A 23,493-nucleotide genomic window follows, 5' to 3' on the forward strand; every position below is an offset into this window, starting at 1 on the left:
GAAATGGGGTGTGTCAGGCCGCTCCGCCGTCGAGCGCGCGTGCCATCTGCGCCTCGAGGCGCGCGACGAGCGTCTCGTCCGGAGCCTCGCCGCAGGCCGCGAGCCAGTTCGCGAGCATCCGGTGACCTCCCTGGGTGAGCACCGACTCGGGATGGAACTGCACACCGTGGATCGGCAGCTCGGCGTGACGCAGGGCCATGACGATGCCGGTCTCCGTGTGGCCGGTGGGCTCGAGCTCGGCGGGCATGGTCTCGGGCAGCACGGTCAGCGAGTGGTAGCGGGTCGCGGTGAACGGATCGGGCAGGCCCGCGAGCACACCGGCACCGTTGTGGCGGACCAGGCTGGTCTTGCCGTGCAGCAGCTCGGGGGCGCGGTCGACGGTCGCGCCGAACGCGACACCGATGGACTGGTGGCCGAGGCACACACCGAGCAGCGGAGTGCTGCTGTCGGCACATGCCTTCACCAGGTCGATGCTCGCCCCGGCGCGTTCGGGTGTACCCGGGCCGGGGCTGAGGAGGATGCCGTCGTAGTCCTTCGCGACCCGCGCGAGAGCACCCGGCGCGGTGAGCCGCTCGTCGTCGTTGCGCCACACGTCGGCCGTCGTTCCGAGCTGCCCCAGATACTGGACCAGGTTGAAGACGAAGCTGTCGTAGTTGTCGACGACGAGAATGCGCATGAGACGAGGGTACTCAGTGGTCGCTACAGGGCGACCCGCCCGGTGCTCGGTAGAGGGCGACCCGCCCGGTGCTCGGTAGAGGGCGACCCGCCCGGTGTCCGAATCGGGCACGTCTCAGCGCGCGGACGAACTCCCGGTGTAGGCGGGGACCGACAGATCCTCCGACGCCTGCTGCGTGTATCCGAGTTGATAGCGGGCCGCGTACTGCTTGTAGATGCGGATACCGGGCTCGGCGTCGAGCGCGGCCTGCAGCCGTGCCGGGTCGCCGAGCGCGGTGACGACGTAGGGCGGCGAGTAGGTGCGCCCGTGCAGCAGCAGCGTGTTACCGATGCAGCGTGGCGCCGATGTCGCGACGATCCGCTGGTCCTGCATGGCCACGGCCTCGGCACCACCGGCCCACACCGCGTTGAGCACGCTCTGCACGTCCTGCTGGTGCACGACGAGATCGTCGGGTGAGGCACCGGACGGATAGCGCCCGTTGGCGTCGCGGGGTGCGTCGGTGAGGGTGACGGTCACGCCCGGACCGCGGCGGGCCACGAGGCCGGCCGGGTCCTCGATCGCGGACAGGTCGTCGAGCACTGCGGCGACGTCCTCGTCGTTCACCGCGGCACGGTCCTGTAGTTCGTCGATGCGCGCGGTGAGATCGTCTCGGGTGGCCGCCAGTTCGTCGGCCTTCTCCTGCGCGGCACGTACCAGATCGGACAGTCGCGGGGAGTCGCCGGCGCGCAGTTCGTCGCCCTCGGACACTCCGCGGGTGGTGCCCACGAGCAGACCGGCCACGAGGCACACGACGAGGGTCGCGACACCCCACACGGGCGCGCGCAGCCGTCGTTCCGACACGTCGTACCTCCGATCCTGGCCTTACGTTAGCGTGATCTCAACAGGTAGTTGACCGACCACTCCATCCGTGTACGACGGGTGGAGTCGTGAGAACGAGGACACCATGCCCAAGTCGAAGGTTCGCAAGAAGGACGTCTCCGCGACCCGGACGGTGAGCCGCACACCGGTGAAGGTCAAGGGCACGCCGTCGAGCACGTTGTACGTGACGGTGATGCTCGCCCTGATGGTCATCGGGCTGCTGTGGCTGATCGTCTACTACCTCGCGGCCGAGCAGATCACGTGGATGAACGATCTCGGTGCCTGGAACTTCCTGATCGGTTTCGGGTTCATGGTGGTCGGTCTGATCATGACGATGAACTGGCGCTGACCCCCGCCTCGCTCGGGTTACACCGATGTTATTCATCCCCACCTGGGGATAACACTGTGCACAACCCGGTGAGAGGTCTCCGGGGAACGGATCGGAAGAGGACGCAGATGCCCGACGAGACACCGCCGCGGTGGGCGACGCCGCCCGCCGCGATAGCGGCGTTGGCGGCCGCCGGTATCGCCCTTGCCGTGACGGCCGCCGTCGCGGTTCCCGACGCGGCCGGTCGCGTACTGGTGGGTTTCGCGGCGGTGCTCGTCCTCGTGATGGTCGCGCTCGCGCTGCGACAGCGTCCGCGTCTCGAAGTGCTCCCGGGGGGAACGGGGATCGCGACGATGCGGTTGACGGGTCGTCGCGAGTTCCCGCGCGCGGCTCTGCACCGCGTGCGGATCGTCGAGTACCCGCGCTTCGGGCGGCGCGTGCCGATGCTCGAGATCGACACGATCGACCCCGCGACCGGCACGGAGAACCTGATGATCTTCGGCCGGTGGGATCTGGGCACCGACCCGCGGAACGTGCACGCCGCGCTGGCGGTGCGCGATCTCGCGCCCGATCAGACGCCCAGTTGATCGCGTAGCCGCACGACGGCGAGCACGATCGCGACCAGCGTCACCACGACGACCGCGACCAGCGCGATCCACCCGGTGCGCACGATGCGGTCCCGGTCGGTGCCGGCACCGAGATACTGCGGGGCGTAGAGCAGGGCCGCGGTCGCGGCGGCACCGGCGACGAGACCGCCCAGGTGACCCCACAGGGAGATGCCCGGGATGGTGATGCTGATGATCACATTGAGGCCGACGATGGTCAGCACGGGTGCCGGGCTGCGACGCAGGCGCAGCAGGATGACGGCCTGCGCGCCGAGCAGACCGAAGACCGCTCCCGACGCTCCGGCGGTGACCGCACCGGTCTCCATGAACATCACCGCGGCGGATCCACCGAGGATCGACACGAGGTAGACCGAGAGGTACCGGGCGCGTCCGAGCACGAGTTCGGTGTCGCGGCCGATCACCCACAGCGCGAACATGTTGACGGCCAGGTGGAGCAGGCCGAAGTGCAGGAAGCCGCTGCCGAGGATCCGGATGTACTCGCCGTGCGCGGCGATGATGGGCGGCCACAGCGCCCAGTCGAGGAACAGTGCCGAGCCCTGCTCGTTGGTCATCACGCTGCCCGACTGCGCGGCGGTGATGCCGAAGACGAGCACGTTCAGCGCGATGAGCACGTACGTCACGATCGGCGAGGGCCGATCGGAGCGGACGGGTGCGCCGGCGATGGTGCGGGCCTGCGGTGTCGACCGTTCGGCCGCGGCGACGCAGTCGACGCAGTGCTGACCGACCGAGGCGGGACGCAGACACTCGGGGCACGCGGGCCGGCCGCAGCGGGAGCAGGCAAGAAGGGTCGGACGGTCGGGATGGCGAACGCACCGCGGCTGGGGCTGCGGGCCACCACCCTCGGCCGCGGAGCCCCAGCCGGGGTTCGTCATGGGAACTCTCTCAGGAGATGGTGATGCTGTTGATCACGACGTCGTCGACCGGACGATCGGCGCGGTCGGTGGCGGTGGTCGCGATCGCGTCGACGACCTTCTTCGACTCGGCGTCGACGACCTCACCGAAGATGGTGTGGCGACGGTTGAGGTGCGGGGTCGGGCCGACGGTGATGAAGAACTGCGAGCCGTTGGTGCCCGGGCCGGCGTTCGCCATCGCGAGCAGGTAGCCGCGGTCGAACTGCAGCTCGGGGTGGAACTCGTCGCCGAACTGGTAGCCCGGACCGCCACGGCCGGTGCCGGTGGGGTCGCCACCCTGGATCATGAAGCCGTCGATGACGCGGTGGAAGACCGCGCCGTCGTAGAACGGACCGCTGGTCTCGCCCTTGGCGTTCTGGGTCTTGTACTCCTTGGTGCCCTGAGCCAGGCCGACGAAGTTCTCGACCGTCTTCGGCGCGTGGTTGCCGAAAAGAGCAATCGCGATGTCGCCGCGGTTCGTGTGGAGCGTGGCCGTTGCTGTCTGATGCGGTGAAGTCACCCCACCATGGTGCCATTGCCCGCTGCCCGGGCAGGACAGGCGGCGCGGGACACGCTCTCCGGTCACGACTGCAGGTCCGGGCGGTATGGAAGAGTGGACGCATGAGCAAGCTGATTCATGCCGAGACCGACGCCGTGTGGCTTCCGGCATTCGTGCGACGCCACGACGAATCCGGCAATCTCGCGGGTGCTCTCCGCGTGGCCGGCGAGGGCGCGGTAGCGCTCGCGCAGGGCTCGAGTGCGGCCGGACTGTTCGCAGCACGCAAGGGTCTGGACGTCGCGGGCGGACTGTTCTCGGTGGCCCGGCGTGCCGCGGCCGAGCGGTGTGCCGCGAAGTCGTCCTCGCGTCCGGAGCGCACGGGCAGGCGGGTCGGTCTCGTCGTCGCCGGCGCGGTTGCCGTCGTGGCCGCAGGCGGGGTCGTGTTCTACCGGCGACGCCGTCCGGCTCACCCGCCGATCGCTCCGGAACCGCCGCGCGTGCGGCCGGCGGAATCCGCCGCGACGACGACCGGAGAGGCCGCGTCGACGCCGGTCTCCCCCGAGTCCACCGACACCTCGGAGGCCTGATCGCCGGTCGCGGTGCCGAATTCTCGTTCCGCGGATCGGATCTCATGGTCGACGATGAGGCACGCCGCGAAGTAGAGCGCGCCGAGGAAGGTGAGCAGGACGGGGACGAAGGCCAGGAATTCCATGGCCACCTCCGTTCCGATCCGCGGTGGGGATCGGCGAGTGACGGGCGGGGCGCGTCGTCGGTGACGATTCGAGCGTAGGCGTATCCGGGAGTACCGGCACGTCCCCGACAACCTCCGCGTCAGTGATCTCCTTCACATCTCGACCGCTTCATGATCGACATGTCCGAAGCTGTGATAAGCGACACATCCGGGTGCATACTCACCAGTAGGCACGCGACCCGGAGGCAGTCATGGCAGACAGCGCCGATGATCGAACCCCACAGGTCACCGAGCGGCAGGCTCACGAAGTAACCGAGCGGCAGGCTCGCGAAGTAGCGGAGCAGGCCCGCGAATCCGAGTGGAACAAGCCGTCCTTCGCGAAGGAACTGTTCCTCGGACGGCTCACCCTCGACCTCGTTCACCCCTTCCCGCGACCGACTCCCGACGAGGATTCCCGCACCGAGGAGTTCCTCGCGCGCTTGCGCGCGGCATGCAGTTCGATGGACGGCGGCCGCATCGAACGCGACGCGCGGATACCCGACGAATACGTCCGTGAACTGGCCGAGCTCGGCTGTTTCGGCATGAAGATCCCGCAGGAGTACGGCGGTCTCGGGCTGTCGCAGGTCGCCTACAACCGGGCCCTGACGGTCGTCGCCTGCGTGCACCCCAGCATCGGGGCGCTGTTGTCGGCCCATCAGTCGATCGGTGTGCCGGAACCGTTGAAGCTCGCCGGCACCCCCGAGCAGAAGCAGCGTTTCCTGCCGCGATGCGCGCGCGGCGCCATCTCGGCCTTCCTGCTCACCGAACCCGACGTCGGGTCCGACCCCGCGCGACTCGCGTCCACCGCCACCCCCGTCGAGGACAGCAGTGCCTACGAACTCGAGGGCGTCAAGCTGTGGACGACCAACGGGGTGGTGGCCGAACTGCTCGTCGTCATGGCCCGCGTACCGAAGAGCGAGGGCCATCGCGGCGGGATCTCCGCCTTCGTCGTGGAAGCGGATTCGCCCGGCATCACCGTCGAACGCCGGAACTCCTTCATGGGTCTGCGCGGCATCGAGAACGGCGTGACCCGGCTGCACAAGGTGCGGGTTCCGAAGGAGAACCTGATCGGGCGTGAGGGCGACGGGCTGAAGATCGCGTTGACGACGCTCAACGCCGGTCGCCTCGCCATCCCCGCGATGTGTTCGGGTGCCGGGAAGTGGGCGTTGAAGATCGCTCGCGAATGGTCGTCGGAGCGGGTGCAGTGGGGCAAGCCGGTCGGTGAGCACGAGGCCGTCGCCGCGAAGATCTCGTTCATCGCCGCGACCACCTACGCACTCGAGTCCGTCGTGGAGCTGTCGGGCCAGATGAACGACGAGCAGCGCAACGACATCCGCATCGAGGCGGCACTGGCGAAGTTGTGGGCGAGCGAGATGGGATGCCTCATCGCCGACGAGCTGGTGCAGATCCGCGGCGGGCGCGGCTACGAGACCGCCGAGTCGCTCGCGGCGCGCGGCGAACGGGCTGTTCCCGCAGAGCAACTCGTCCGCGACCTGCGGATCAACCGGATCTTCGAGGGGTCGAGCGAGATCATGCGTCTGCTCGTCGCCCGCGAGGCGGTCGACGCCCACCTGCGCGCAGCCGGCGAACTCGCCGACCCCGATTCGACCGGTAAGGAGAAGGCGCAGGCCGCGGTGCGGGCGAGCGGGTTCTACGCCCGGTGGCTCCCGAAGCTCGTCGCCGGCAAGGGGCAACTACCGCGGACTTACAACGAATTCGGTTCCCTGGCACCGCATCTGAGGTACATCGAACGCAGCTCGCGCAAGCTCGCCCGCTCGACCTTCTACGGGATGGCCCGCTGGCAGGCCGGACTCGAGAAGCGGGAGAACTTCCTCGGCCGGATCGTCGACATCGGAGGCGAACTGTTCGCCGCGACCGCCGTGTGCGTGCGCGCCGAACGGCAACGCGTGGACGGGCATCCGGGAGCCGACGCGGCCTTCGAACTGGCCGATACCTTCTGCAAGCAGTCGCGATTGCGTGTGGAGAGACTGTTCGATGCGTTGTGGACGAACACCGACGCCGAGGACCGGCACACTGCGGCCGGCGTTCTCGAGGGCAGATACGAGTGGCTCGAGCGCGGCGTGCTCGATCCGAGCGAGGGCACCGGTCCGTGGATCTCCCACTGGGAATCGGGCCCCTCGACCGAGACGAACGTCGCGCGCCGGATCATCGACACCCGCCACTCGGTGTAGTCCCCGCACACGGATCCGGCCCGCACCCCCGGAAGGGAGTGCGGGCCGGATCGATTGCGGATTCGAAGGAGCGTCAGAAGGCTCCGCAGTTCGACGGTGCGGGCTCACCGCGCAGTCGCGCCTCGATGTACGCGACGGATTCGGGCAGTCCGCCGATCATCGGCACCGCGTGGTTGACGATGAAGCCGGGCAGGATCGGCGGCGTCGTGTTGGGCAGGAACTGCACCGTCGCTCCCTTGTCGCACCAGTCCAACGCCAGTTGACGGCCCTGACCGTAGGGGACGGTGTCGTCCTGCGTGCCGTGCTGGAGCAGGACGGGCACGGCCGGGGTGCGGTTGCCGATGCGCTGCTCCGCGAGGATCTTCTGGACCTGGGGAAGGCGGTCGAGCACGACGTCGAGGGGCTCACCCGTGCGGGTGTAGTCGCCGGTGCGCTGGAACGCGAAGTTCGCGATCGTCTCCGGGACGCACTGGTCCGCCACCGCGGCGAGCATCTCGCGACCTCGATCGCTGACCTCGGCGTCGATCTCGTCGCGGATCTCCGGGTAGGCGTCGCCCAGGCCGTTGATCGTGTACCCGATGGCACCGGTGAGCAGCGTGCCGTCGATCTGCTTCAGCGTGGCCACCAGGTCGGCGGGCGGAGCGCCCACGTAGGCGCCGACGAGGTTCAGTTCGGGGGCGTACTCGGGAGCGAGCTCGGCCGCAGCGCCCGACGCGCCGCCGCCCTGCGAGTAACCGAACAGGCCGACCGGGCTGTTCTCGGTCACCGACGCGTTCTCGAGCTTCAGCGCCGCACGCACCGAGTCGAGCACCGCATGGGCTTCGGCGGCGCGGTTCACGTAGGTGTGGTGCCCCGGTGTACCGAGACCGTCGTAGTCGGTGACGACCACGGCGATGCCGCGCAGCAGCAGCGCGTTGATCGACAGCACCTCGTACTCGGTGAAGAAGTCGAGGGGTGGGTTGTAGTTGACGAGCGCCCCGAGATTGCGCGACGGCGCGCACTGGTCGCCCTGACCGTGGGTGCCGATGGCCAGCGCGACGAGCGGCCGGTCGCCGGGACCGCTCCACGGCGTCGACGGCTCGATGTAGGTGCCGCTCACCGCATTGGGCGCACCCTTGGCGTCGTTGCTGCGGTACAGCAGTGTGGTGCCCTGACCGGGGAAGACGCCGTCGGCGACCGGAGCGCGCAGCGCCAGATCGGACGGTGCCGTGCGCAGGACGTCGCCGGGGGCACCCGTCGGCAGCGGTTCGGGCGGGAGATAGAAGTCCGTTTCGGCTCCCGCTGTCGTCGCGGTTCCGAGAAGCCCGCCCACGAGGACCGTCGACGTCACCGCCGCGGCCATCCACTTCCGAGCACGCCCCACCATGTTGTTCCTCCACCTGGATCCACCGGAGCCGTGTGTTCCTCGTCACGGCGGTACGGACTGTAACACGTACTTACCGGAAAGTAAGATCGGCACTTCCCTTCCTGTCTGCCACAATCGTTCTTCGCGCCCGAAGCGGTGCATTTGTCCGGCGCACCCGGAGCGAGTCGGGTCCTCGGTAGCAAGACCGGACGAGCAGCCTCTCGAGGAAGGGAAGACATGGCAATCGGTGTCGGCCTCCGGATCGGGCGAGTCGTGTCCACGGCGGTCATCGCATCCAACGAACCCGGCACTCCCGACCCTGTCGTCCTCGCCCGCGACTCCGTCCTGCATGTCGACCACGACGGCAACACGTCGCTCGGCAGCGTGGCGCACGGGGACGAAGCGCGCACGATCGCGGGCTTCCTCACGCGGGTCGGCGACGCTTCGGGCATCACCGCGAGCGACGGTCGCATGTACCGCGCCGAGGACGCGATGGCCACCGCCATCCACTGCCTGCTGCGGGAGTGCCATCCGCTGCCGACCTTCGGCGGCATGGATCGGGACAGCGATCCCGGCTACGCCGCGACCTACCCGTCGCACTGGGATCCGCACACCATCGCGACATTGCGCGCGGCCCTGGACTACGCGGATCTGCGCCACGTCGACCTCGTGTCCGACGCGCAGGCGGCCGCCGCCTGGTACGCCTCCGAGATATCCGAGACCCCAGGACAGCTCGTGGGGGTCTTCCATCTCGACGACGGCGGCTCGACCGTCACCCTCGTACGTTCGGGCGTGCCCGCCGGCAAGGCCTACCGCACCCCCGCTCAGGGCGCTCCGTCCCCGGCGGCCCAACTCGCCACGGCCCTCGGATCGTTCGGCTGGATGCCGGACAATCTCGAGGCCGTCGTCGTCATGGGCGACGGTCTCGTCGCCCGCGACCGCACCCACATCCAGGAGATCGCGAACAGCCTCGCCACGAAGCTCACGGTGCGCAGCCTCGTCGGGCCGGGCCCGGAACAGACCGCGGCACTCGGCGCGGCAATCCTCGCGGCCGGGTTCACCCCGGCACGGGAGACCAACAAGACCCGGATCGGACTACCACCCTCCTACGACGAAACCGACGTTCTCACCGGTGGTCTCGCGCGACTGCGGGAACTCGAGGAGCGGCGTGTCGAGGCCGAGGGCGTCGCGGACGTGCGCGGCGCCGCGGAGGAGTCCGCGCCCGTTCCCGTTCTCACCGCCGACACCGAGGAAGAGAGCAGCAGCGGCGGCAACACGAGAACGGTGGTCGTCGGGGTCGTCGCCGTTCTCGTGTTGATCGCGCTCGTCGTCGGCGTGCTGCTCTGACTACTCCCCCGCTCGCTCCGCCGGGGCACGATCGGGAGTGGGTACCGCGGCGAGCGCGGCCGCGTCCTCGTCGCCGAAACGTTCCTCGAGCACCGCGGGAGCGAAATCGAGATCGATCTCCTCGAGCGGACGTCCGCGCGCGGATTCGATTGCGCCGAGCCGCCTCTGGGCCCGGTCCGCCGCGTAGGAGATGAACTCGTCGTTGTCGAGACCGTAGGGCTGTTCGTCGAACTGCTCGTTCTGCCACTGGATCATGCCGGTCGCGAGGGGAAGCAGTTCCTCCATCCGCTGCAGCACGACGTTCCAGTTCGAATCGTCCGCTGCCACATGCCGTCTGCAGGTGAACGTGCCCCAGGCCATGTGCCGGCGCTCGTCGGATCCGATGCGCCGGATGATCTCCTGCATGCCCGGCAGGATCCCGAACTTCGTGCACACCTTCTGCCACGCGTAGTACCCCGTCAGCGCGAGGCTGCCCTCGATGACGTGGTTGTAGGTGACGCTCGCGCGGACCTGGTTGGCCGGCGACGGATCGCGGTCGAGGATGCGCAGGCTGTGCGGGAGTTCCTCGTAGAACAGCTTCCGGTAGTAGGGATTCTCGGCGACGAAGGGATGCAGATCGGACGTCAGTCCCACAGTGTCCATCCAGCGACGGAACACCTGGACGTGCTTGGCCTCCTCGTAACAGAACTGCGTCAGGTACATCTCGTCGCCCAGCCGCCCTTCCGCCTCCATCGCGCGGAGGAATGGAAGGATGTCCTGCGTGACGGCCTCCTCGCCGGCGACGAACAACGCGACCAGATAGGTCGAACTGCGGCGCTGCTCGGAGTTGAGCGAGGACCAGTCGTCGGCGTCGTGGGAGAAGTCGATGTCCATCGGGTCCCAATGTGCTGCGTTGCCCTTCGCGAACAGACGCAGCGGGAAGGCGTCCCAGTTCAGACCGCCTTCCCGCAGCGACGCGAAGCCTTGACGTATCTGTGTAATCTCGGTCACACAATCGAGGCTAGACCTCGATTCCACATCCGTCGCGGACTTGTCTCAGACGCCCAGCAGGACGTCGCCGGGATAGCCGTCGGGCCCGAAACCCGGCGGGAGGAGGAAGACGGCCGACCCGATCGGGGTGATCCACGGATTCAGCGCGTCGTGTTCGGCGAGGCGCTGCTGCACCGGGACGAACTGACGCTCCACGTCCACCTGGTAGGCGGCGAACAACAGTCCGGCGCCGTCCTGGTCGTCGTAGTTGTAACCCCGTCGCAGGAACTGCTCGTCGCCCGTGCGGGGACGCGCCCGCGCGACGTGCGATTCCGGCGGGATCACCGGGATGCCGAACCGGTCGGTGGCCTCGAAGTCGGCATCGTCGTGCTCCTCCGAGCCCGTCAGCGGAGCACCGTTCGACAGTCGCCGGCCGACGGCGAGTTCCCGAGCGGGACGGTCCAGCTCATCCCAGGTGTCGAGTTCCATGCGGATCCGGCGTAACACGAGCGAGGTGCCACCGGCCATCCACGGCGGGTCGCCCGGATTCCACACCTGCCGGTCGAAGTCCGGGCTGTGCGGCGCGGGATTGACGGTGCCGTCGACCTGCCCCATGAGGTTGCGCATCGTCGTCCCGTCGGGTCGCGTGCCGGCCGCGCGCCGGAACCCTCGCTGGATCCAGCGGACCGTCGCCACCGATCGCACACTCTTGGTGAGTGTGCGGACCGCGTGCGAGACGGTCACCGGGTCGTCGGCGCAGACCTGCAACAGCAGGTCGCCGCCGGACCATCGTTCCTCGAGCCGGTCGATCGGGAAGGCCGGCAGCGGCTTCAGCCACGCGGGTCGCCGGTCGGTCAGGCCCGCGGCGTCGAAGACCGCGGGACCGTAGCCGACGGTGACCGTCAGCCGGGCCGGGTCGACGGCGAGTTCGGGTTCGGTGTCGCCCAACGCCGGTGTCCCGGTGGTGAGCCGCCGGGCGTCCTCGGCCCACACCCGCATGATCCCGACGAGCCCGTCACGATCGACACCCTCGGCGAGGTCCAGTGCCACGAACGACGCGAACGACTGCGCGGGGGTGTCGATACCGGCCTGATAGGTGCCGTGGATCTCCACGGTCCGCGCGCCGATCGGTTCGGAGATGCGGGACGCGACCGCCGTCCCACCTCCGACCGCGCCGAGTCCTGCTGCACCCAGCGCGGCGACACCGCCCCCGATCAGCGCGCGACGAGTGAACCTAGCCATCGTGCGCTGCTCCGTCGGCCGGCACGTATTCCTCCTGTGCTCCGGCGAAGTCGCGGACCTGGGCGGTGAACTCCTCGGTGGAACCGTCCGCGAACTCGAGCGTGAAGCTCACCGTGCTGCCGGGCCTCAGGGGTTCGGCGAGGTCCATGAGCATGAGGTGATCACCGCCGGGAGCGAGGGTGTGGGTGGCCCCGGCAGGGACGACGAGCCCGTCGCCCATCTCCTGCATGACCATCGAGGTGCCCTCCGCGGACACCATCTCGTGCAGTTCGGTGGAGGCGGACGAGGGGCTGGACGCGCCCACGATGTGCACGTCGTCGCTGCCGGTGTTCTCGATCTCGGCGAAAGCTCCGGTCATCCCGGTGTCGGAGGCCTTCACCCAGGCGTCGACGACGACGACGGCGTCCGCCGAGGTCGTGGCGGCATCGGAACCGCAGGCGGTCGCGAACAGTGCGGTGACCGCGACGCTCACGGTGCAGAGCAGGGTCTTCTTCATGATTCTCCGTGGATCGGTGGCGGCATACAGGCACGCCGAACGAACGGTCGTCGGGAGACGACCGAGTGAGGGACCTAGCGGAGAACTGCGGGTGGCCCGCGACTTCCCACCCCGCCGACGTGCCGGATCCCCGGACCCACGCGGGGCCGGTGGGTGATGCGGGTGGATTCCGCAGCGGCCACGGGCAGCGCGCGGAACAGTTCGGGGAGTATCCGGCACAGGGCCGCGAGCGCGACCTCGCAACCCTTCTCGGCGCCGTGCACGAGCAGGGCAGCCACGGCGACCGCAGCGGCGTGCGCGACGAGCATCTCCGGTGTCGGGGTGTGCAGGTGACCGTCGTGCAGTCCGAGCACGAGGTGCCCTGTCACCTGGCCGAGGACGAGGAGCAGCGGCACCGGCAGACGGGTCTCCGCGGCGAGCATCCCGGAGGCGACGGCGAGACCGGCGAGGAACACCAGCACGTCCTGGTGCGGCACGGCACCACCCGCGACAGCGTGCGCCGCGACGCTCAGAGTGGCCGAGATTCCGCACACGAAGACCGCGCGCATGCGCCTCACGGTCTCCACGTCGACGGCCATGGGATCAGAATACTTCTACCACCTGCGATTACTACCCGATGTAGTAACCGTCACGTAAAGATGACGACAGCATGTCGTTAAGATATCGACGTGCCGTCGAGAAGATCGGGGGTACCTGTCCGGTCCAGCCCACGAAGGACTCCGCATGTTTCTTGCCCTGCGCGAACTGTGGTTCGCGCGTACCCGCTTCCTGTTGATGGGCGCGGTCGTCGCGCTCATCTCGATCCTCATGGTCATCCTGTCCGGACTGTCGTCCGGTCTCGTCGTCGACGGTGTCTCCGCCCTGCAGCGCACACCGGTCCAGGCGTTCGCCTTCGCCGAGGGGACCAAGACCGACTCCGCGTTCTCCCGATCCGTGGTCACGGAGGACCAGGCCGACGCCTGGCGTGCCCGCCCGGACGTCGCCCGGGCCGAACTGTTCGGCAACGCCATCGTCAACGCGAAGACCGACAGTGGGGTCCCCGTCGACCTCACCCTCTTCGGTATCCGGCCGGGATCGTTCCTCGAACCCTCGGTCGCCGAGGGGACACCGATCGGCGGTGACACCGACGTCGTCCTCAGCGACAGCGCCCGCGACACCGGCGTCGAACTCGGCGACACCATCGTCGTCGATCGTCTCGGCACCCGGCTGACCGTCGTCGGCTTCACCTCCGACAAGCGCACCTTCGGACACGTCGACGTCGCCTACCTGCCCCTGAACACCTGGCAGGAGATCCATGCCGGCGTCCGTCTCGGTGAACAGGTCCCCCCGAGCGCGTACACCGAAGCCAGCGTGGTCGCGATCGAGGGCGTCGGCGGAACACTGCCCGACCTCGCCGCCGGCGACGCCGAGGCCGGTACGGCCGCGAAGACCCTCGAGGAATCGTTCGACGCCTCCCCCGGCTACAGCGCCGAGATGATGACGATGTCGATGATCATCGCGTTCCTCTACGCGATCTCCGCCCTCGTCGTCGGAGCGTTCTTCACGATCTGGACGGTGCAGCGCAGCCGGGAGATCGCCGTGCTCCGCGCGATGGGTGCCTCCACCGGCTTCCTCCTGCGCGACTCGCTCCTGCAGGCCGTGATCGTGCTCGTCGGCTCCGTGGCCGTCGGCGTGCTCATCGGCCTCGGTCTCGGATCGGGCCTCGAAGGCAGCGGCATGCCGTTCGTCCTCGAGACCGGGCCGATCGTGCAGGGCGCCGTCCTGCTCGTCGTTCTCGGCCTCGTCGGCGCCGCCCTCGCCGTGACCCGCATCGTCCGCGTCGACCCGCTCGCAGCACTGGGAGAGAACCGATGACCGTCACCACCACGGGTCTGGACCTGGCCGACGTCTGTCTGTCCTTCGGCGACGGTGACAGCACGGTCCACGCCCTCGACCACGTCGACCTGGATGTCGCGCCGGGCGAACTCGTCGCGATCGTCGGCCCGTCCGGCGCCGGCAAGTCGAGCCTGCTGGCGGTCGCGGGCGGCCTGAGCCGACCCACCTCCGGCACCGTGAAGGTCGACGGGATCGACCTGACCGAGCTCGACCGGAAGGCCACCACGAAGCTGCGGCGTGAACGCATCGGTTTCGTGTTCCAGTCCGGCAACCTCCTCCCCGCCCTCACGGCGCGCGATCAACTGCTCCTCGTCGAGAAGATCACCGGACGGCACGGGCGGAATCCCACCGAACTGCTCGCCTCGGTGGGCATGGAGCACCGCGCCGATCGTCGTCCGGGACAGCTCTCGGGCGGTGAGCGTCAGCGGGTCGGCATCGCACGTGCTCTGATGGCCGAACCGTCGCTGTTGCTCGTCGACGAACCCACCGCGGCCCTCGATCGCACACGCAGCCACGAGGTCGTCGAACTGCTGGCACGGGAAACCCACACCAGCGGAGTGGCTACGATCATGGTCACCCACGACCACGAAGTCCTGCGGCACTGCGACCGCGTGCTGGAGATGGTCGACGGAAGACTTCGACCACACGACTGAGTGATCGACAGCTGAACGAGGAGGGCCGGCGGTGCCGAAGATTTCCGCAGCGACGGTCGCGGAGCATCGCGCCGCGCAGCGCCGTGCCCTCCTCGACGCAGCGCTCGAACTCCTCGCCGAGAAGCCGGAACAGGCACCTTCCCTCGGCGACGTCGCCCGCCGTGCCGGTCTGGCACGGTCGAGCGTCTACAACTACTTCGATTCTCGCGACGACCTGCTGCACGCAGTCGTCGTCGACCTGTTCCCCCGCTGGAACGAGCGCGTGGTCGAGGCGATGGACAAGGTCTCCGATCCGACCGAGCGGGTGCTGACGTACATCGACGTCAACCTGCAACTGGTCGCCGAAGGAGAACACGCGATCGTCGGTGCTCTCGCCACCTTCACACCTCAGGCGTTCAGCGACGAGAGCATGCACGCGATGCACCAGGACCTGGTCCTCCCCCTCGTCGAGGCGCTGCGCGCCCGAGGAGTCGCGGATCCCGAACTCGACGCCGAACTCGTCACCGCCCTCGTGCACAAGGGCACGGAACTGATCGAATCCGGCCGCGAACTCGGCGAGGTGCGCTCCTCGATCCGTAGGGTTCTCACCACCGCGCTCTCCTGATGTTTCACGTGAAACGGACCGTCGATTCGGGACCGTTCACGATCACCTCGGGATGCCAAGCTCCCGGAGGGGGGCACCACCGTCGACGAACAGGCGCGCATCCGGCCGTGTCGCCGCTGCAATCCGCTCCAGAGCGATCCTGCCGGCTTCGGGATGCCGGCCGTCGAGTGCACCGACCCTGATCGCGAAGACGAGGTCGAACGGCTCCTCCCCCTCCCCTACGACGAAGTCCTCGATGGTGACGCAGCGCGCACTCAACCGCCCCGACGCTACGAGGTCGCCGGACGAGGAGATCAGTTGGTCGATCGCCGTGCGGGAACGGTCGATGGCGAGAATGTGTCCGGTGGTCAACCGTTCGGCGACGGCCCGTGCTGCGGCACCGGGACCGCACCCGATCTCCAGCACCCGCAGGTGCGGCTCCAGCGGCAGCGCGGCGACGATCTCGGCGAGTCGCGGAGAGAGGCGGGGTGTCACCCTTCGAGTGTGGAATGTGGGCACACGGGCCGGGGAAGCAACAGAGAAAGGGCGCTTCCGAAAGATCGGAAACGCCCTCTACCTGTATTCATGTGATTGTGGAGCCTAGGAGATTCGAACTCCTGACATCTGCCTTGCAAAGGCAGCGCTCTACCAACTGAGCTAAGGCCCCGTCCGCCGCGTCAGCGACTGGGAACCGCGTGCCATTCGTCTTCGCTCCGAAGCATGCGAGCGATTCCGAGAACGATCAGAATCCCGGTTCCCACGAGTGCGAGAACCCTCATTCCGATCATCCTTCCGGCACGGGAGTGGGCCTAGGAGGACTTGAACCTCCGACCTCTTCGTTATCAGCGAAGCGCTCTAACCGCCTGAGCTATAGGCCCTCGAACCGAGATGGAACACTACCCCACCGGGGCCGCCGGAAACAAATCGCCTCGGCGGGGCAGCGTTCCTGCAGGTCAATCCGGGTCTGCGAGGGTGGCCTGGACGCCGCCCACGAGATCGGTGCAGAGGTTGTAGATGAACGCACCGAGGGTCGCGAGAGCTGTCAGCAACACCGTGTTGGCGATGCCGATGATCGTCGCGTAGCCGAACACCTGGCCGGCCGAGACGAGCGCACCGCTACCGGCGTCGGAGACGATGTCGGTGAATGCACTGTTGAGGCGTTCCCACACCCCCATGCCGGCCAGCACGCCGTAGAGCAGGCCGACCGCGATCATCCACACGAAGAACAACGACACCGAGATCACCGACGAGATCTTCAACATCGACCAGGGGTCGATACGGCGGATCTGCACGGTGGCCCGCAGCGGTCCGGCGGCGGGGATCGCCGTGGGAACCGCGGTGGCGGTGGGAGCGTTCACCTGCGGGGTCTCCCCCGTGCTCGGCGAACCGGTCGACGGATGCTTCACCGCGGACAGATCCGGCAGGTCCTTGGCGAGATCCTTGCGTTCGATGTGCCGCGTCGGGCCGTCGATGACCGCGGACTTCGCCTTCGCCGCAGCAGCCCGGTCGCCCGCCCCGCGCGCGGCGTCTCCGCCACCGGCCGGGCGAGCTCCTCCGGCAGCCTTGGGAGCCGCTGTGCCGGTCACGACGGGACGCGTCGACGGCGCCGGACCTCCGGCCGCAGAGCCCTTGGCCGAGGCCGCAGCAGGGCGCTGAGGCGCTCCACCCTGCTTGGACAGACCCGGACCCACACCCGGAACGTTCGTCTGCGGAGCGTTCTGCGGAGAGCCCGACTGCGCCGACGCCGCTCCCCGCTGCCAGGGAGGGGTCGGGCCGCCGGAGCGGGGCATCTGTGCGGTGCGCTGCTGACCTGTGGCCGGCTGATCGGCCGCAGCCGACCCGTTCTTACCGTCCGAGGAGGCACCACCGGACTTCTGGGAGCCGCCCTGAGCAGGCGTGTCCTGCGCCGCCTTCGCCGTCTGCTCGGCGGCCTTCCGGCCTGCTGCCGGCTGCTGGTCGGCCGAACCCTGCACGGGTGCCGGGTCCACTGCTCCCGCTGCGGGAGCGGACGAACCCTGCGCCGGTGCCCCAGGAGCCTGCGAAGGCTGTGCCGGGGACGACTGCGACGACCGGTTCTCCGGTGCCGGTTTCTGCTCCGAGGCCGGGCCCTGCTGCGTGCCCGTGTTCTCGGGCTTCACCTCGTTCTCTGTACGGTCCTCCGGCTTCCGACCGGGTTGCCCGCGATCGGCCCCGTTCGGTCCCTGGGGAGTGCTCACTTACGACTCCTTAGCTCCGGCTGCGTCGGCTTCGTCCGGCTCGTCGGCGTTGCGCGCGATCGCGAGCAATGTATCGCCCTCGGCCAGGTTCATGAGCCGCACGCCCTTGGTCTGACGGCCTGCCTTGCGCACCTGCTTCGCCGCAGTGCGGATGACACCGCCGCTCGAGGTGATGGCGTACAACTCGTCGTCGTCCTCGACGATGCGCGCCCCGACCAGGTTGCCACGCTTGCGGTCGTACTGGATGGTCAGAACACCCTTACCGCCGCGACCCTGGACCGGGTAGTCCTCCATCGGGGTGCGCTTGGCGTAACCACCCGAGGTCGCGACCAGCAGGTAGGTGCCCTCCTTGACGACGTTGAGCGAGAGCAGCTTGTCCTCGCCGTTGAACCGCATGCCCTGCACACCGGAGGTCGCGCGGCCCATCGGACGCAGCGCCTCATCGGTGGCGGAGAAACGGATCGACTGGCCCTGCTGCGAGACGAGCAGCAGATCGTCCTCGGCGGAGCACAGCACCGCGCCGACGAGCTCGTCGTCGCCGCGCAGGTTGATCGCGACGATGCCACCCGAACGGTTGGAGTCGAAGTCGGACAGGCGCGACTTCTTGACCAGGCCGTTGCGGGTCGCGAGCACCAGGTAGGGAGCATCCTCGTAGGTCTTGAGGCGGATGACGCCCTGGATACGCTCATCGGGCTGGAAGGCCAGCAGGTTCGCGACGTGCTGACCACGCGCCGTGCGGTTCGCCTCGGGCAGCTCGTACGCCTTCGCGCGGTAGACGCGACCCTTCGTCGTGAAGAACAGCAGCCAGTCGTGCGTGGACGTCACGAAGAAGTGCTTGACGATGTCGTCCTGCTTGAGCTCGGCACCCTTGACGCCCTTGCCGCCGCGCTTCTGCGAGCGGTACAGGTCGGTGCGCGTGCGCTTGGCGTAACCGGTCTCGGTGATGGTGACGACGACGTCCTCGCGTGCGATGAGGTCCTCGTCGTTGACATCGCCGTCGGCCGCGACGAGCCGCGTGCGACGCTCGTCGCCGTACTTGTCGACGATCTCCTTCAGCTCGTCGCGGACGATGGCGCGCTGCCGCTCCGGACGGGCCAGGATGTCCTTGTAGTCCTCGATCTCGCGCTCGATCTCGGCGAGGTCGTCGACGATCTTCTGACGCTCGAGGGCAGCGAGGCGACGCAGCTGCATCGCCAGGATGGCGTCGGCCTGGATCTCGTCGACCGTGAGCAGCTCGATCAGGCCGGCGCGCGCGATGTCGACGGTCTGCGACGCGCGGATGAGCGCGATGACCTCGTCGAGCGCGTCGAGGGCCTTGACCAGGCCGCGCAGGATGTGGGCGCGTTCCTCGGCCTTGCGCAGCAGGTACCGCGTACGCCGGACGATGACCTCGATCTGGTGGTTGACGTACAACCGGATCATCTGGTCGAGGCGCAGCGTGCGCGGCACTCCGTCGACGATCGACAGCATGTTGCAGCCGAAGCTCGTCTGCAGCTGCGTGTGCTTGTAGAGGTTGTTGAGAACCACCTTGGCCACCGCGTCGCGGCGGACGGTGACGACGATGCGCATGCCCACGCGGTCGGACGACTCGTCGTGGATGTCGGAGATGCCCGCGATCTTGCCGTCGCGGACCTGCTCGGCGATCGACGTGATGAGGTTGTCCGGGTTGACCATGTAGGGCAGCTCGGTGATGACGATGCTGGTGCGGCCCTTGGAGTCCTCTTCGATCTCCACGACGCCGCGCATCTTCACCGATCCGCGACCGGTCGTGTAGGCATCGTGGATGCCCTGCGAGCCGGTGATCAGGCCGGCGGTCGGGAAGTCCGGTCCCTTGATCCGTTCCATGACCGCGGCGAGGGTGGTCTCCTCGTCGGCCTCGAAGTTCTCGAGCGCCCAGTAGATGGCTTCCGCCACCTCGCCGAGATTGTGCGGCGGGATGTTGGTGGCCATACCGACCGCGATACCGCCCGAACCGTTGATCAACAGGTTGGGGATACGGCTGGGGAGAACCGTCGGTTCCTGCGTGCGGCCGTCGTAGTTCGGCTGGAAATCGACCGTCTCGTGGTCGATCTCCCGCAGCATCTCCATCGCCAGCGGCGTGAGCCGGCACTCGGTGTACCGCATGGCGGCAGCGCCGTCGTTGCCGCGGGAACCGAAGTTGCCCTGGCCGTCGACGAGCGGATAACGCATCGACCACGGCTGCGCCAGACGCACGAGCGTGTCGTAGATCGACGCGTCGCCGTGCGGGTGGTAGTTGCCCATGGTCTCGGCGACCGCGCGCGCCGACTTCACGTACCCGCGATCGGGACGGAAGCCGTTGTCGAACATCGCGTAGAGCACGCGACGGTGCACCGGTTTGAGACCGTCACGCACGTCGGGCAGAGCACGGCCCACGATCACGCTCATCGCGTAATCGATGTAGCTGCTCTGCATCTCCTGCTGGATGTCGACGGGCTCGATGCGGTCGTGCCCCGGCCCCTCCGGAGGCAACGTGGTGTCGGTCATGAGCTCCTTCTTCTACTCGGCTCGCACGCCCGGCTCCGGCCTTCGGCCCGACGGACGTCTCGCAACCACACGAGTCTATAGGTGCAGGTCAGACAATGCCGAGAAGGACAGGCACTTCACATGCCGAGATCCGTCCGGAACCGAGCTCTCACATGTGGGATCCGGTGACCGGGTCGCGGTCCACCTGCCGTTCGACCTCCGACGCCCACTGTTCGAGCCGGGCGTCGCGCACGGCGTCCTCCGGGTCGGAGGCGAGCAGCAGTGCGGTGATCGGCACGGCCAGGACGATGATGCCGAGGACGAACGCCGGGAACAGCAGCGACATCACGGTCATGCCTTCGGGCGCGGGCATGCTCGGATCGAGGGTGACCCGCACGCCGGCCATGCCGGTGTAGTGCAGCGCCACGACCGCGCATCCCATGACGAAGGCCGCGACGACGCGGACCTCGAGACGCCGCGCGCGGCGGGCCAGCGCGAGCGCGGCGGTGGAGGCGACGACGCCGATGATCACCGACGCGATGACGTACCCCGTCTCGTGTTCGATCGTGCCGCGGATGTGGATGGCGAACATTCCGCTGTAGTGCATCATGCTCACGGCCGCGCCCATCAACAGACCGCCGATGAGCAACCGCACCGATTCGGGAATGCGGTGCTTGCTGACGTCGTGTACGTCGGCGATCCGCAGACCCACGAGGGTCGCGACGACGGCGAGCACGACGGAGAAGACCGTCGGGGCCAGTTCGTATCGAATGGTCGTACCCGGCACGGAGAAGCCCATCATGCCGATGAAGTGCATGAGCCAGATACCCACGCCGCCGATGGACAACGACGCCATGAGGAGCCACCAGTTGCCGCTGCGCCGCGGCTCGTCGAGCGACCGCCGGACGCAGGACAATCCGACGAAGGAGCCCATCACGGCGGTGGCGTAGGAGAGGAAGAAAACCCACATCCCCATGGAGAAATGGTGTACGTCGTGCGACACGTGAGGTCCTCACAGCGGCGCGCTGTCACCACCGCGCTCGGAGGGCGCGCGCCACGACCTACCCGATGCGAGCTGCACCCCGACTTTCCAGCAGCGTAAGCGACCTTATCGCACTGTGGGGGTTCACATCACATCACCGTTTCACATGTCGTCCGTGGGGACGGGAGACCGGATCGGGACGAGCCAGGTCGCCACCTCCCGATCCTGCTCGAGGTCCTGGATGCTCGCCGATGCCATCAGAGCCACGACCGGCACCGCGAGCAGCGCGACACCGATGATGAATCCGGGGAACAGCAAGGTCATGATGGTCATTCCCTCCGGATTCGGAGCGGAAGGATCGACGGTCACCGCGATCCCGGCCATGCCCGTGTAGTGCAGTGCCACGACTGCACATCCCATGACGGCGGCGGCCGGGATCCGCACGGCCGGCCGTTCCGCGACCCGCGACAGCCACAACGCGACGATCGACGCGACGACACCGATCCCCACGGACGCCGCGACGTACGACCGCCCCTGCTCGAGTTCGCCCTGGATCCGCACCGCGGCCATGCCGCTGTAATGCATTCCGGCGACGGCGAAGCCCATGATGACGCCGCCGACGAGGAGCCGGACGTCCGACGGCAAGGCGCGGATCCACTGCACGTCGGTGTCGACGATCCGCAATCCGAACAGTGTGGCCGTCACGGCGAGCGCGACCGACAGCAGCGTCAGCCCGAGGTCGTAACGGATCGCGGAACCGGGTACGTCGAAGCCCATCATCCCGATGAAGTGCATCAACCAGATTCCGACGCCCCCGATGGACAGGGCTGCCATGAGTGTCCATCGGGTCCGGGCGACCGACGTCCACGCGTTCGCAGCCTTGCGCGCGCAGGACAGACCGGCATAGCACCCGACCGCGGACGTGATGTAGGAGAGAGCGAAAAGCCAACCGCCCATGGAGAAATGGTGAACCTCGTGCGACATGTTGCCCCCAAGGAAGCGGCACGCACGGCGCATCGGTCCGTGTCGTGCCGAGTAGACCGACAGCGACCCCCGACGCTGCGCAGAAGGCTACTCCACTTCCGGGATTTCAACCAGATGTTTTGGGTGACAACAAATTAGGACGATCTTCAGAAGATCCGACCGTCGACGGGCTCTGCCTGGCCGTCCGCCGCCCACCGCTCGGATTCCGCTTCCAGTTCCGCCGCAAGACGATCCGGGGCCTGGAGCACCAGGACGATCGGGACGGCCAGCAACAGCAGGCCGACGACGAAGAGCGGGAAGAGAATCGAGAAGACCTCGATCCCACCGGAGACCACTACCGCGGGGTCGATCTCCACACGGACCGACGCGGCGGCGAGGAAGTGCACCGCGATCACTGCGGCACCGGCCAAGGCGCTGCTCAACAGGCGCTTGGGCCACGTGTCCGCGGTCTTCACCTGGGCCAGGAAGCCCACGGCGGTCGCGATCGCCAAGCCCGTCGCCGCGGCGACCCAGAGGGGATCGAAGGTCAGCGAGCCCTGGATCCGCACCGAGGCGAGGACCGAGAACGGCACGCCCGCCAGGCCGGCGCCCAGCACGAGAGCACCCGTGACCGTCCGGACGAGGGTGGCGGGAGCGTTGTTCGGAATCGCGACGAGCAACGCCACGTACACCGACACCAGGGCGACGAGCATCGAGAACACGATGGTGACGGTGTCGTACCGCACCACGCTGTCCTCGACGTTGAAGCCCGCCATCGGCAGGAACATGGCGAGCCAGACACCCACGCCGCCGCTCACCAGCGCCGCGAGAATCATCCAGTACGAACGCAATCGGTCACTGGAGGTGGTGCGGACCCGCCGAGCACCGGTGACCCCGACGAACACCCCGATCGCCGAGGTCAGATAGGCGAGGACCGTGACCCACGAGCCCATCGTGAAGAGTTCGAGGCCCTCCCCCATTACTGGGTCACCGGCTGGTGCAGCTTCCGCAAGGCGTATTCGGTGACGGTGACCAGCGCCTGCTTCGCCGACTCACGGGCGCGCGCATCGATGGACACGATCGGCACGTCCGCCGAGATCGCCATCGCCTGACGGATGTCCTCGAGCGGGTACCGGGGCGCATCGTCGAATTCGTTGATGGCGACGATGAACGGGAGATTGCGCGCTTCGAAGAAGTCGACGGCGGCGAAGCTCTCGTCCAGGCGACGCGTATCGATCAGCACGATCGCACCGATGGCGCCGCGGATCAGGTCGTCCCACATGAACCAGAAGCGGTGCTGTCCGGGCGTGCCGAACAGGTAGAGGACGAGGTCGTCGGCCAGACTGATACGACCGAAGTCCATGGCGACCGTGGTAGTCGCCTTCTGCGGTGTCGCAGAGAGGTTGTCGACGCCGTCGCTGGCGTTCGTCACGAGCGCCTCGGTACGAAGCGGCACGATTTCCGACACCGCCCCGACCAGAGTCGTCTTACCGACGCCGAAGCCTCCGGCGATCACGATCTTGGTCGAGGTCACGCGCT

General features: G+C 68.1%; 24 protein-coding genes and 2 tRNA genes. 8 read left to right on the forward strand and 18 right to left on the reverse strand.

The features are described 5' to 3' along the window. Positions 1–13: 13 nt before the first annotated feature. Together ACNJ7K_RS06525 and ACNJ7K_RS06530 are read right to left on the reverse strand one after the other, a co-directional pair. A complete protein-coding gene (locus tag ACNJ7K_RS06525) occupies positions 14–676 on the reverse strand; it encodes an aminodeoxychorismate/anthranilate synthase component II (protein ID WP_088896890.1) in 663 nt (220 codons plus the stop codon). A gap of 114 nt (positions 677–790) precedes the next feature. Next, a complete protein-coding gene (locus ACNJ7K_RS06530; RefSeq protein WP_159417098.1) occupies positions 791–1,516 on the reverse strand; it encodes a DUF881 domain-containing protein in 726 nt (241 codons plus the stop codon). Between the two features lie 103 nt (positions 1,517–1,619). Here ACNJ7K_RS06530 and crgA point away from each other — a divergent pair, with 103 nt between their 5' ends. Both crgA and ACNJ7K_RS06540 read left to right on the forward strand, forming a co-directional pair. Then, complete coding sequence (crgA, locus tag ACNJ7K_RS06535; protein WP_006550938.1) at positions 1,620–1,883, forward strand: cell division protein CrgA; 264 nt, start codon at positions 1,620–1,622, stop codon at positions 1,881–1,883. A 107-nt stretch (positions 1,884–1,990) separates the two neighbouring features. After that, positions 1,991–2,449 carry a PH domain-containing protein gene (locus tag ACNJ7K_RS06540; protein ID WP_268654936.1) on the forward strand — a complete coding sequence of 153 codons (459 nt, stop codon included), beginning with the start codon at positions 1,991–1,993 and terminating at the stop codon, positions 2,447–2,449. Here ACNJ7K_RS06540 and ACNJ7K_RS06545 read toward each other — a convergent pair. Both ACNJ7K_RS06545 and ACNJ7K_RS06550 read right to left on the reverse strand, forming a co-directional pair. Then, the gene (locus ACNJ7K_RS06545; protein ID WP_059381972.1) at positions 2,434–3,360 is read right to left on the reverse strand and encodes a rhomboid family intramembrane serine protease; all 927 of its coding nucleotides are present in this window, start codon (positions 3,358–3,360) and stop codon (positions 2,434–2,436) included. The genes ACNJ7K_RS06540 and ACNJ7K_RS06545 overlap by 16 nt on opposite strands. A 10-nt stretch (positions 3,361–3,370) precedes the next feature. Further along, on the reverse strand, positions 3,371–3,898 hold the full coding sequence (locus ACNJ7K_RS06550; protein ID WP_016691095.1) for a peptidylprolyl isomerase: 528 nt from the start codon (positions 3,896–3,898) through the stop codon (positions 3,371–3,373). Positions 3,899–3,999: 101 nt separating this feature from the next. Between ACNJ7K_RS06550 and ACNJ7K_RS06555 the strand changes: the two genes are divergently transcribed. After that, on the forward strand, positions 4,000–4,464 hold the full coding sequence (locus ACNJ7K_RS06555; RefSeq protein ID WP_487041378.1) for a hypothetical protein: 465 nt from the start codon (positions 4,000–4,002) through the stop codon (positions 4,462–4,464). 355 nt (positions 4,465–4,819) lie between these two features. Continuing rightward, the gene (locus tag ACNJ7K_RS06560; RefSeq protein WP_487041379.1) at positions 4,820–6,799 is read left to right on the forward strand and encodes an acyl-CoA dehydrogenase family protein; all 1,980 of its coding nucleotides are present in this window, start codon (positions 4,820–4,822) and stop codon (positions 6,797–6,799) included. Positions 6,800–6,872: 73 nt separating this feature from the next. On the opposite strand, the gene ACNJ7K_RS06565 is transcribed toward ACNJ7K_RS06560, so the two are convergent. Next, a complete protein-coding gene (locus ACNJ7K_RS06565) occupies positions 6,873–8,165 on the reverse strand; it encodes a lipase family protein (RefSeq protein ID WP_120280960.1) in 1,293 nt (430 codons plus the stop codon). A gap of 216 nt (positions 8,166–8,381) precedes the next feature. On the opposite strand from ACNJ7K_RS06565, the gene ACNJ7K_RS06570 reads away from it, so the two are divergent. After that, on the forward strand, positions 8,382–9,491 hold the full coding sequence (locus ACNJ7K_RS06570) for a DUF7159 family protein (protein ID WP_120280959.1): 1,110 nt from the start codon (positions 8,382–8,384) through the stop codon (positions 9,489–9,491). Here ACNJ7K_RS06570 and ACNJ7K_RS06575 read toward each other — a convergent pair whose 3' ends face one another. From ACNJ7K_RS06575 to ACNJ7K_RS06590, 4 genes are all read right to left on the reverse strand, one after another. Then, a complete protein-coding gene (locus ACNJ7K_RS06575) occupies positions 9,492–10,481 on the reverse strand; it encodes a R2-like ligand-binding oxidase (protein ID WP_487041380.1) in 990 nt (329 codons plus the stop codon). A gap of 45 nt (positions 10,482–10,526) precedes the next feature. After that, positions 10,527–11,702 carry a Dyp-type peroxidase gene (locus tag ACNJ7K_RS06580; RefSeq protein ID WP_487041381.1) on the reverse strand — a complete coding sequence of 392 codons (1,176 nt, stop codon included), beginning with the start codon at positions 11,700–11,702 and terminating at the stop codon, positions 10,527–10,529. Next, positions 11,695–12,198, reverse strand: a complete 504-nt coding sequence (locus ACNJ7K_RS06585; RefSeq protein ID WP_487041382.1) for a copper chaperone PCu(A)C — start codon at positions 12,196–12,198, stop codon at positions 11,695–11,697. The genes ACNJ7K_RS06580 and ACNJ7K_RS06585 overlap by 8 nt, the downstream gene beginning before the upstream one ends. Positions 12,199–12,272: 74 nt before the next feature. Continuing rightward, positions 12,273–12,776, reverse strand: a complete 504-nt coding sequence (locus ACNJ7K_RS06590) for a hypothetical protein (protein WP_487041383.1) — start codon at positions 12,774–12,776, stop codon at positions 12,273–12,275. A gap of 145 nt (positions 12,777–12,921) precedes the next feature. Here ACNJ7K_RS06590 and ACNJ7K_RS06595 point away from each other — a divergent pair, with 145 nt between their 5' ends. From ACNJ7K_RS06595 to ACNJ7K_RS06605, 3 genes are read left to right on the forward strand one after another with little or no spacing between them, the layout of a single operon-like run. After that, the gene (locus ACNJ7K_RS06595) at positions 12,922–14,052 is read left to right on the forward strand and encodes an ABC transporter permease (RefSeq protein WP_487041384.1); all 1,131 of its coding nucleotides are present in this window, start codon (positions 12,922–12,924) and stop codon (positions 14,050–14,052) included. Further along, positions 14,049–14,726: an ABC transporter ATP-binding protein gene (locus ACNJ7K_RS06600; protein WP_120280954.1), complete on the forward strand. Its 678-nt coding sequence runs from the start codon at positions 14,049–14,051 to the stop codon at positions 14,724–14,726. The genes ACNJ7K_RS06595 and ACNJ7K_RS06600 overlap by 4 nt, the downstream gene beginning before the upstream one ends. A gap of 31 nt (positions 14,727–14,757) precedes the next feature. Beyond that, a complete protein-coding gene (locus ACNJ7K_RS06605; RefSeq protein ID WP_159417103.1) occupies positions 14,758–15,330 on the forward strand; it encodes a TetR/AcrR family transcriptional regulator in 573 nt (190 codons plus the stop codon). A gap of 42 nt (positions 15,331–15,372) precedes the next feature. On the opposite strand, the gene ACNJ7K_RS06610 is transcribed toward ACNJ7K_RS06605, so the two are convergent. The 9 genes from ACNJ7K_RS06610 to ACNJ7K_RS06650 all read right to left on the reverse strand — a co-directional run bounded on the left by ACNJ7K_RS06610 (position 15,373) and on the right by ACNJ7K_RS06650 (position 23,488). Next, entirely contained in the window at positions 15,373–15,804 is a 432-nt protein-coding gene (locus ACNJ7K_RS06610; RefSeq protein WP_159417104.1) for an SAM-dependent methyltransferase, read from the reverse strand. Positions 15,805–15,903: 99 nt separating this feature from the next. Then, a tRNA-Ala gene (locus tag ACNJ7K_RS06615) sits at positions 15,904–15,976 on the reverse strand. A 137-nt stretch (positions 15,977–16,113) separates the two neighbouring features. Further along, a tRNA-Ile gene (locus ACNJ7K_RS06620) sits at positions 16,114–16,187 on the reverse strand. A gap of 75 nt (positions 16,188–16,262) precedes the next feature. Beyond that, entirely contained in the window at positions 16,263–17,525 is a 1,263-nt protein-coding gene (locus ACNJ7K_RS06625) for a DUF3566 domain-containing protein (RefSeq protein ID WP_159417105.1), read from the reverse strand. Continuing rightward, a complete protein-coding gene (gene gyrA, locus ACNJ7K_RS06630; RefSeq protein WP_120280950.1) occupies positions 17,526–20,030 on the reverse strand; it encodes a DNA gyrase subunit A in 2,505 nt (834 codons plus the stop codon). A 148-nt stretch (positions 20,031–20,178) separates the two neighbouring features. Further along, the gene (locus tag ACNJ7K_RS06635) at positions 20,179–20,985 is read right to left on the reverse strand and encodes an MHYT domain-containing protein (RefSeq protein ID WP_225623680.1); all 807 of its coding nucleotides are present in this window, start codon (positions 20,983–20,985) and stop codon (positions 20,179–20,181) included. A 168-nt stretch (positions 20,986–21,153) separates the two neighbouring features. Then, positions 21,154–21,948 (reverse strand): MHYT domain-containing protein, encoded by a 795-nt coding sequence (locus ACNJ7K_RS06640; RefSeq protein WP_225623679.1) that lies wholly within the window; start codon positions 21,946–21,948, stop codon positions 21,154–21,156. Between the two features lie 173 nt (positions 21,949–22,121). Continuing rightward, positions 22,122–22,934, reverse strand: coding sequence for an MHYT domain-containing protein (locus ACNJ7K_RS06645; RefSeq protein WP_230789337.1), 813 nt, complete (start codon positions 22,932–22,934; stop codon positions 22,122–22,124). Continuing rightward, positions 22,934–23,488, reverse strand: coding sequence for a GTP-binding protein (locus ACNJ7K_RS06650; RefSeq protein WP_016691076.1), 555 nt, complete (start codon positions 23,486–23,488; stop codon positions 22,934–22,936). Before ACNJ7K_RS06650 ends, ACNJ7K_RS06645 begins: the two co-directional genes overlap by 1 nt. Between the last annotated feature and the right edge of the window lie 5 nt (positions 23,489–23,493).

The sequence above is a fragment of the Rhodococcus shunpengi genome (assembly GCF_048381395.1).
Classification (GTDB): domain Bacteria; phylum Actinomycetota; class Actinomycetes; order Mycobacteriales; family Mycobacteriaceae; genus Rhodococcus.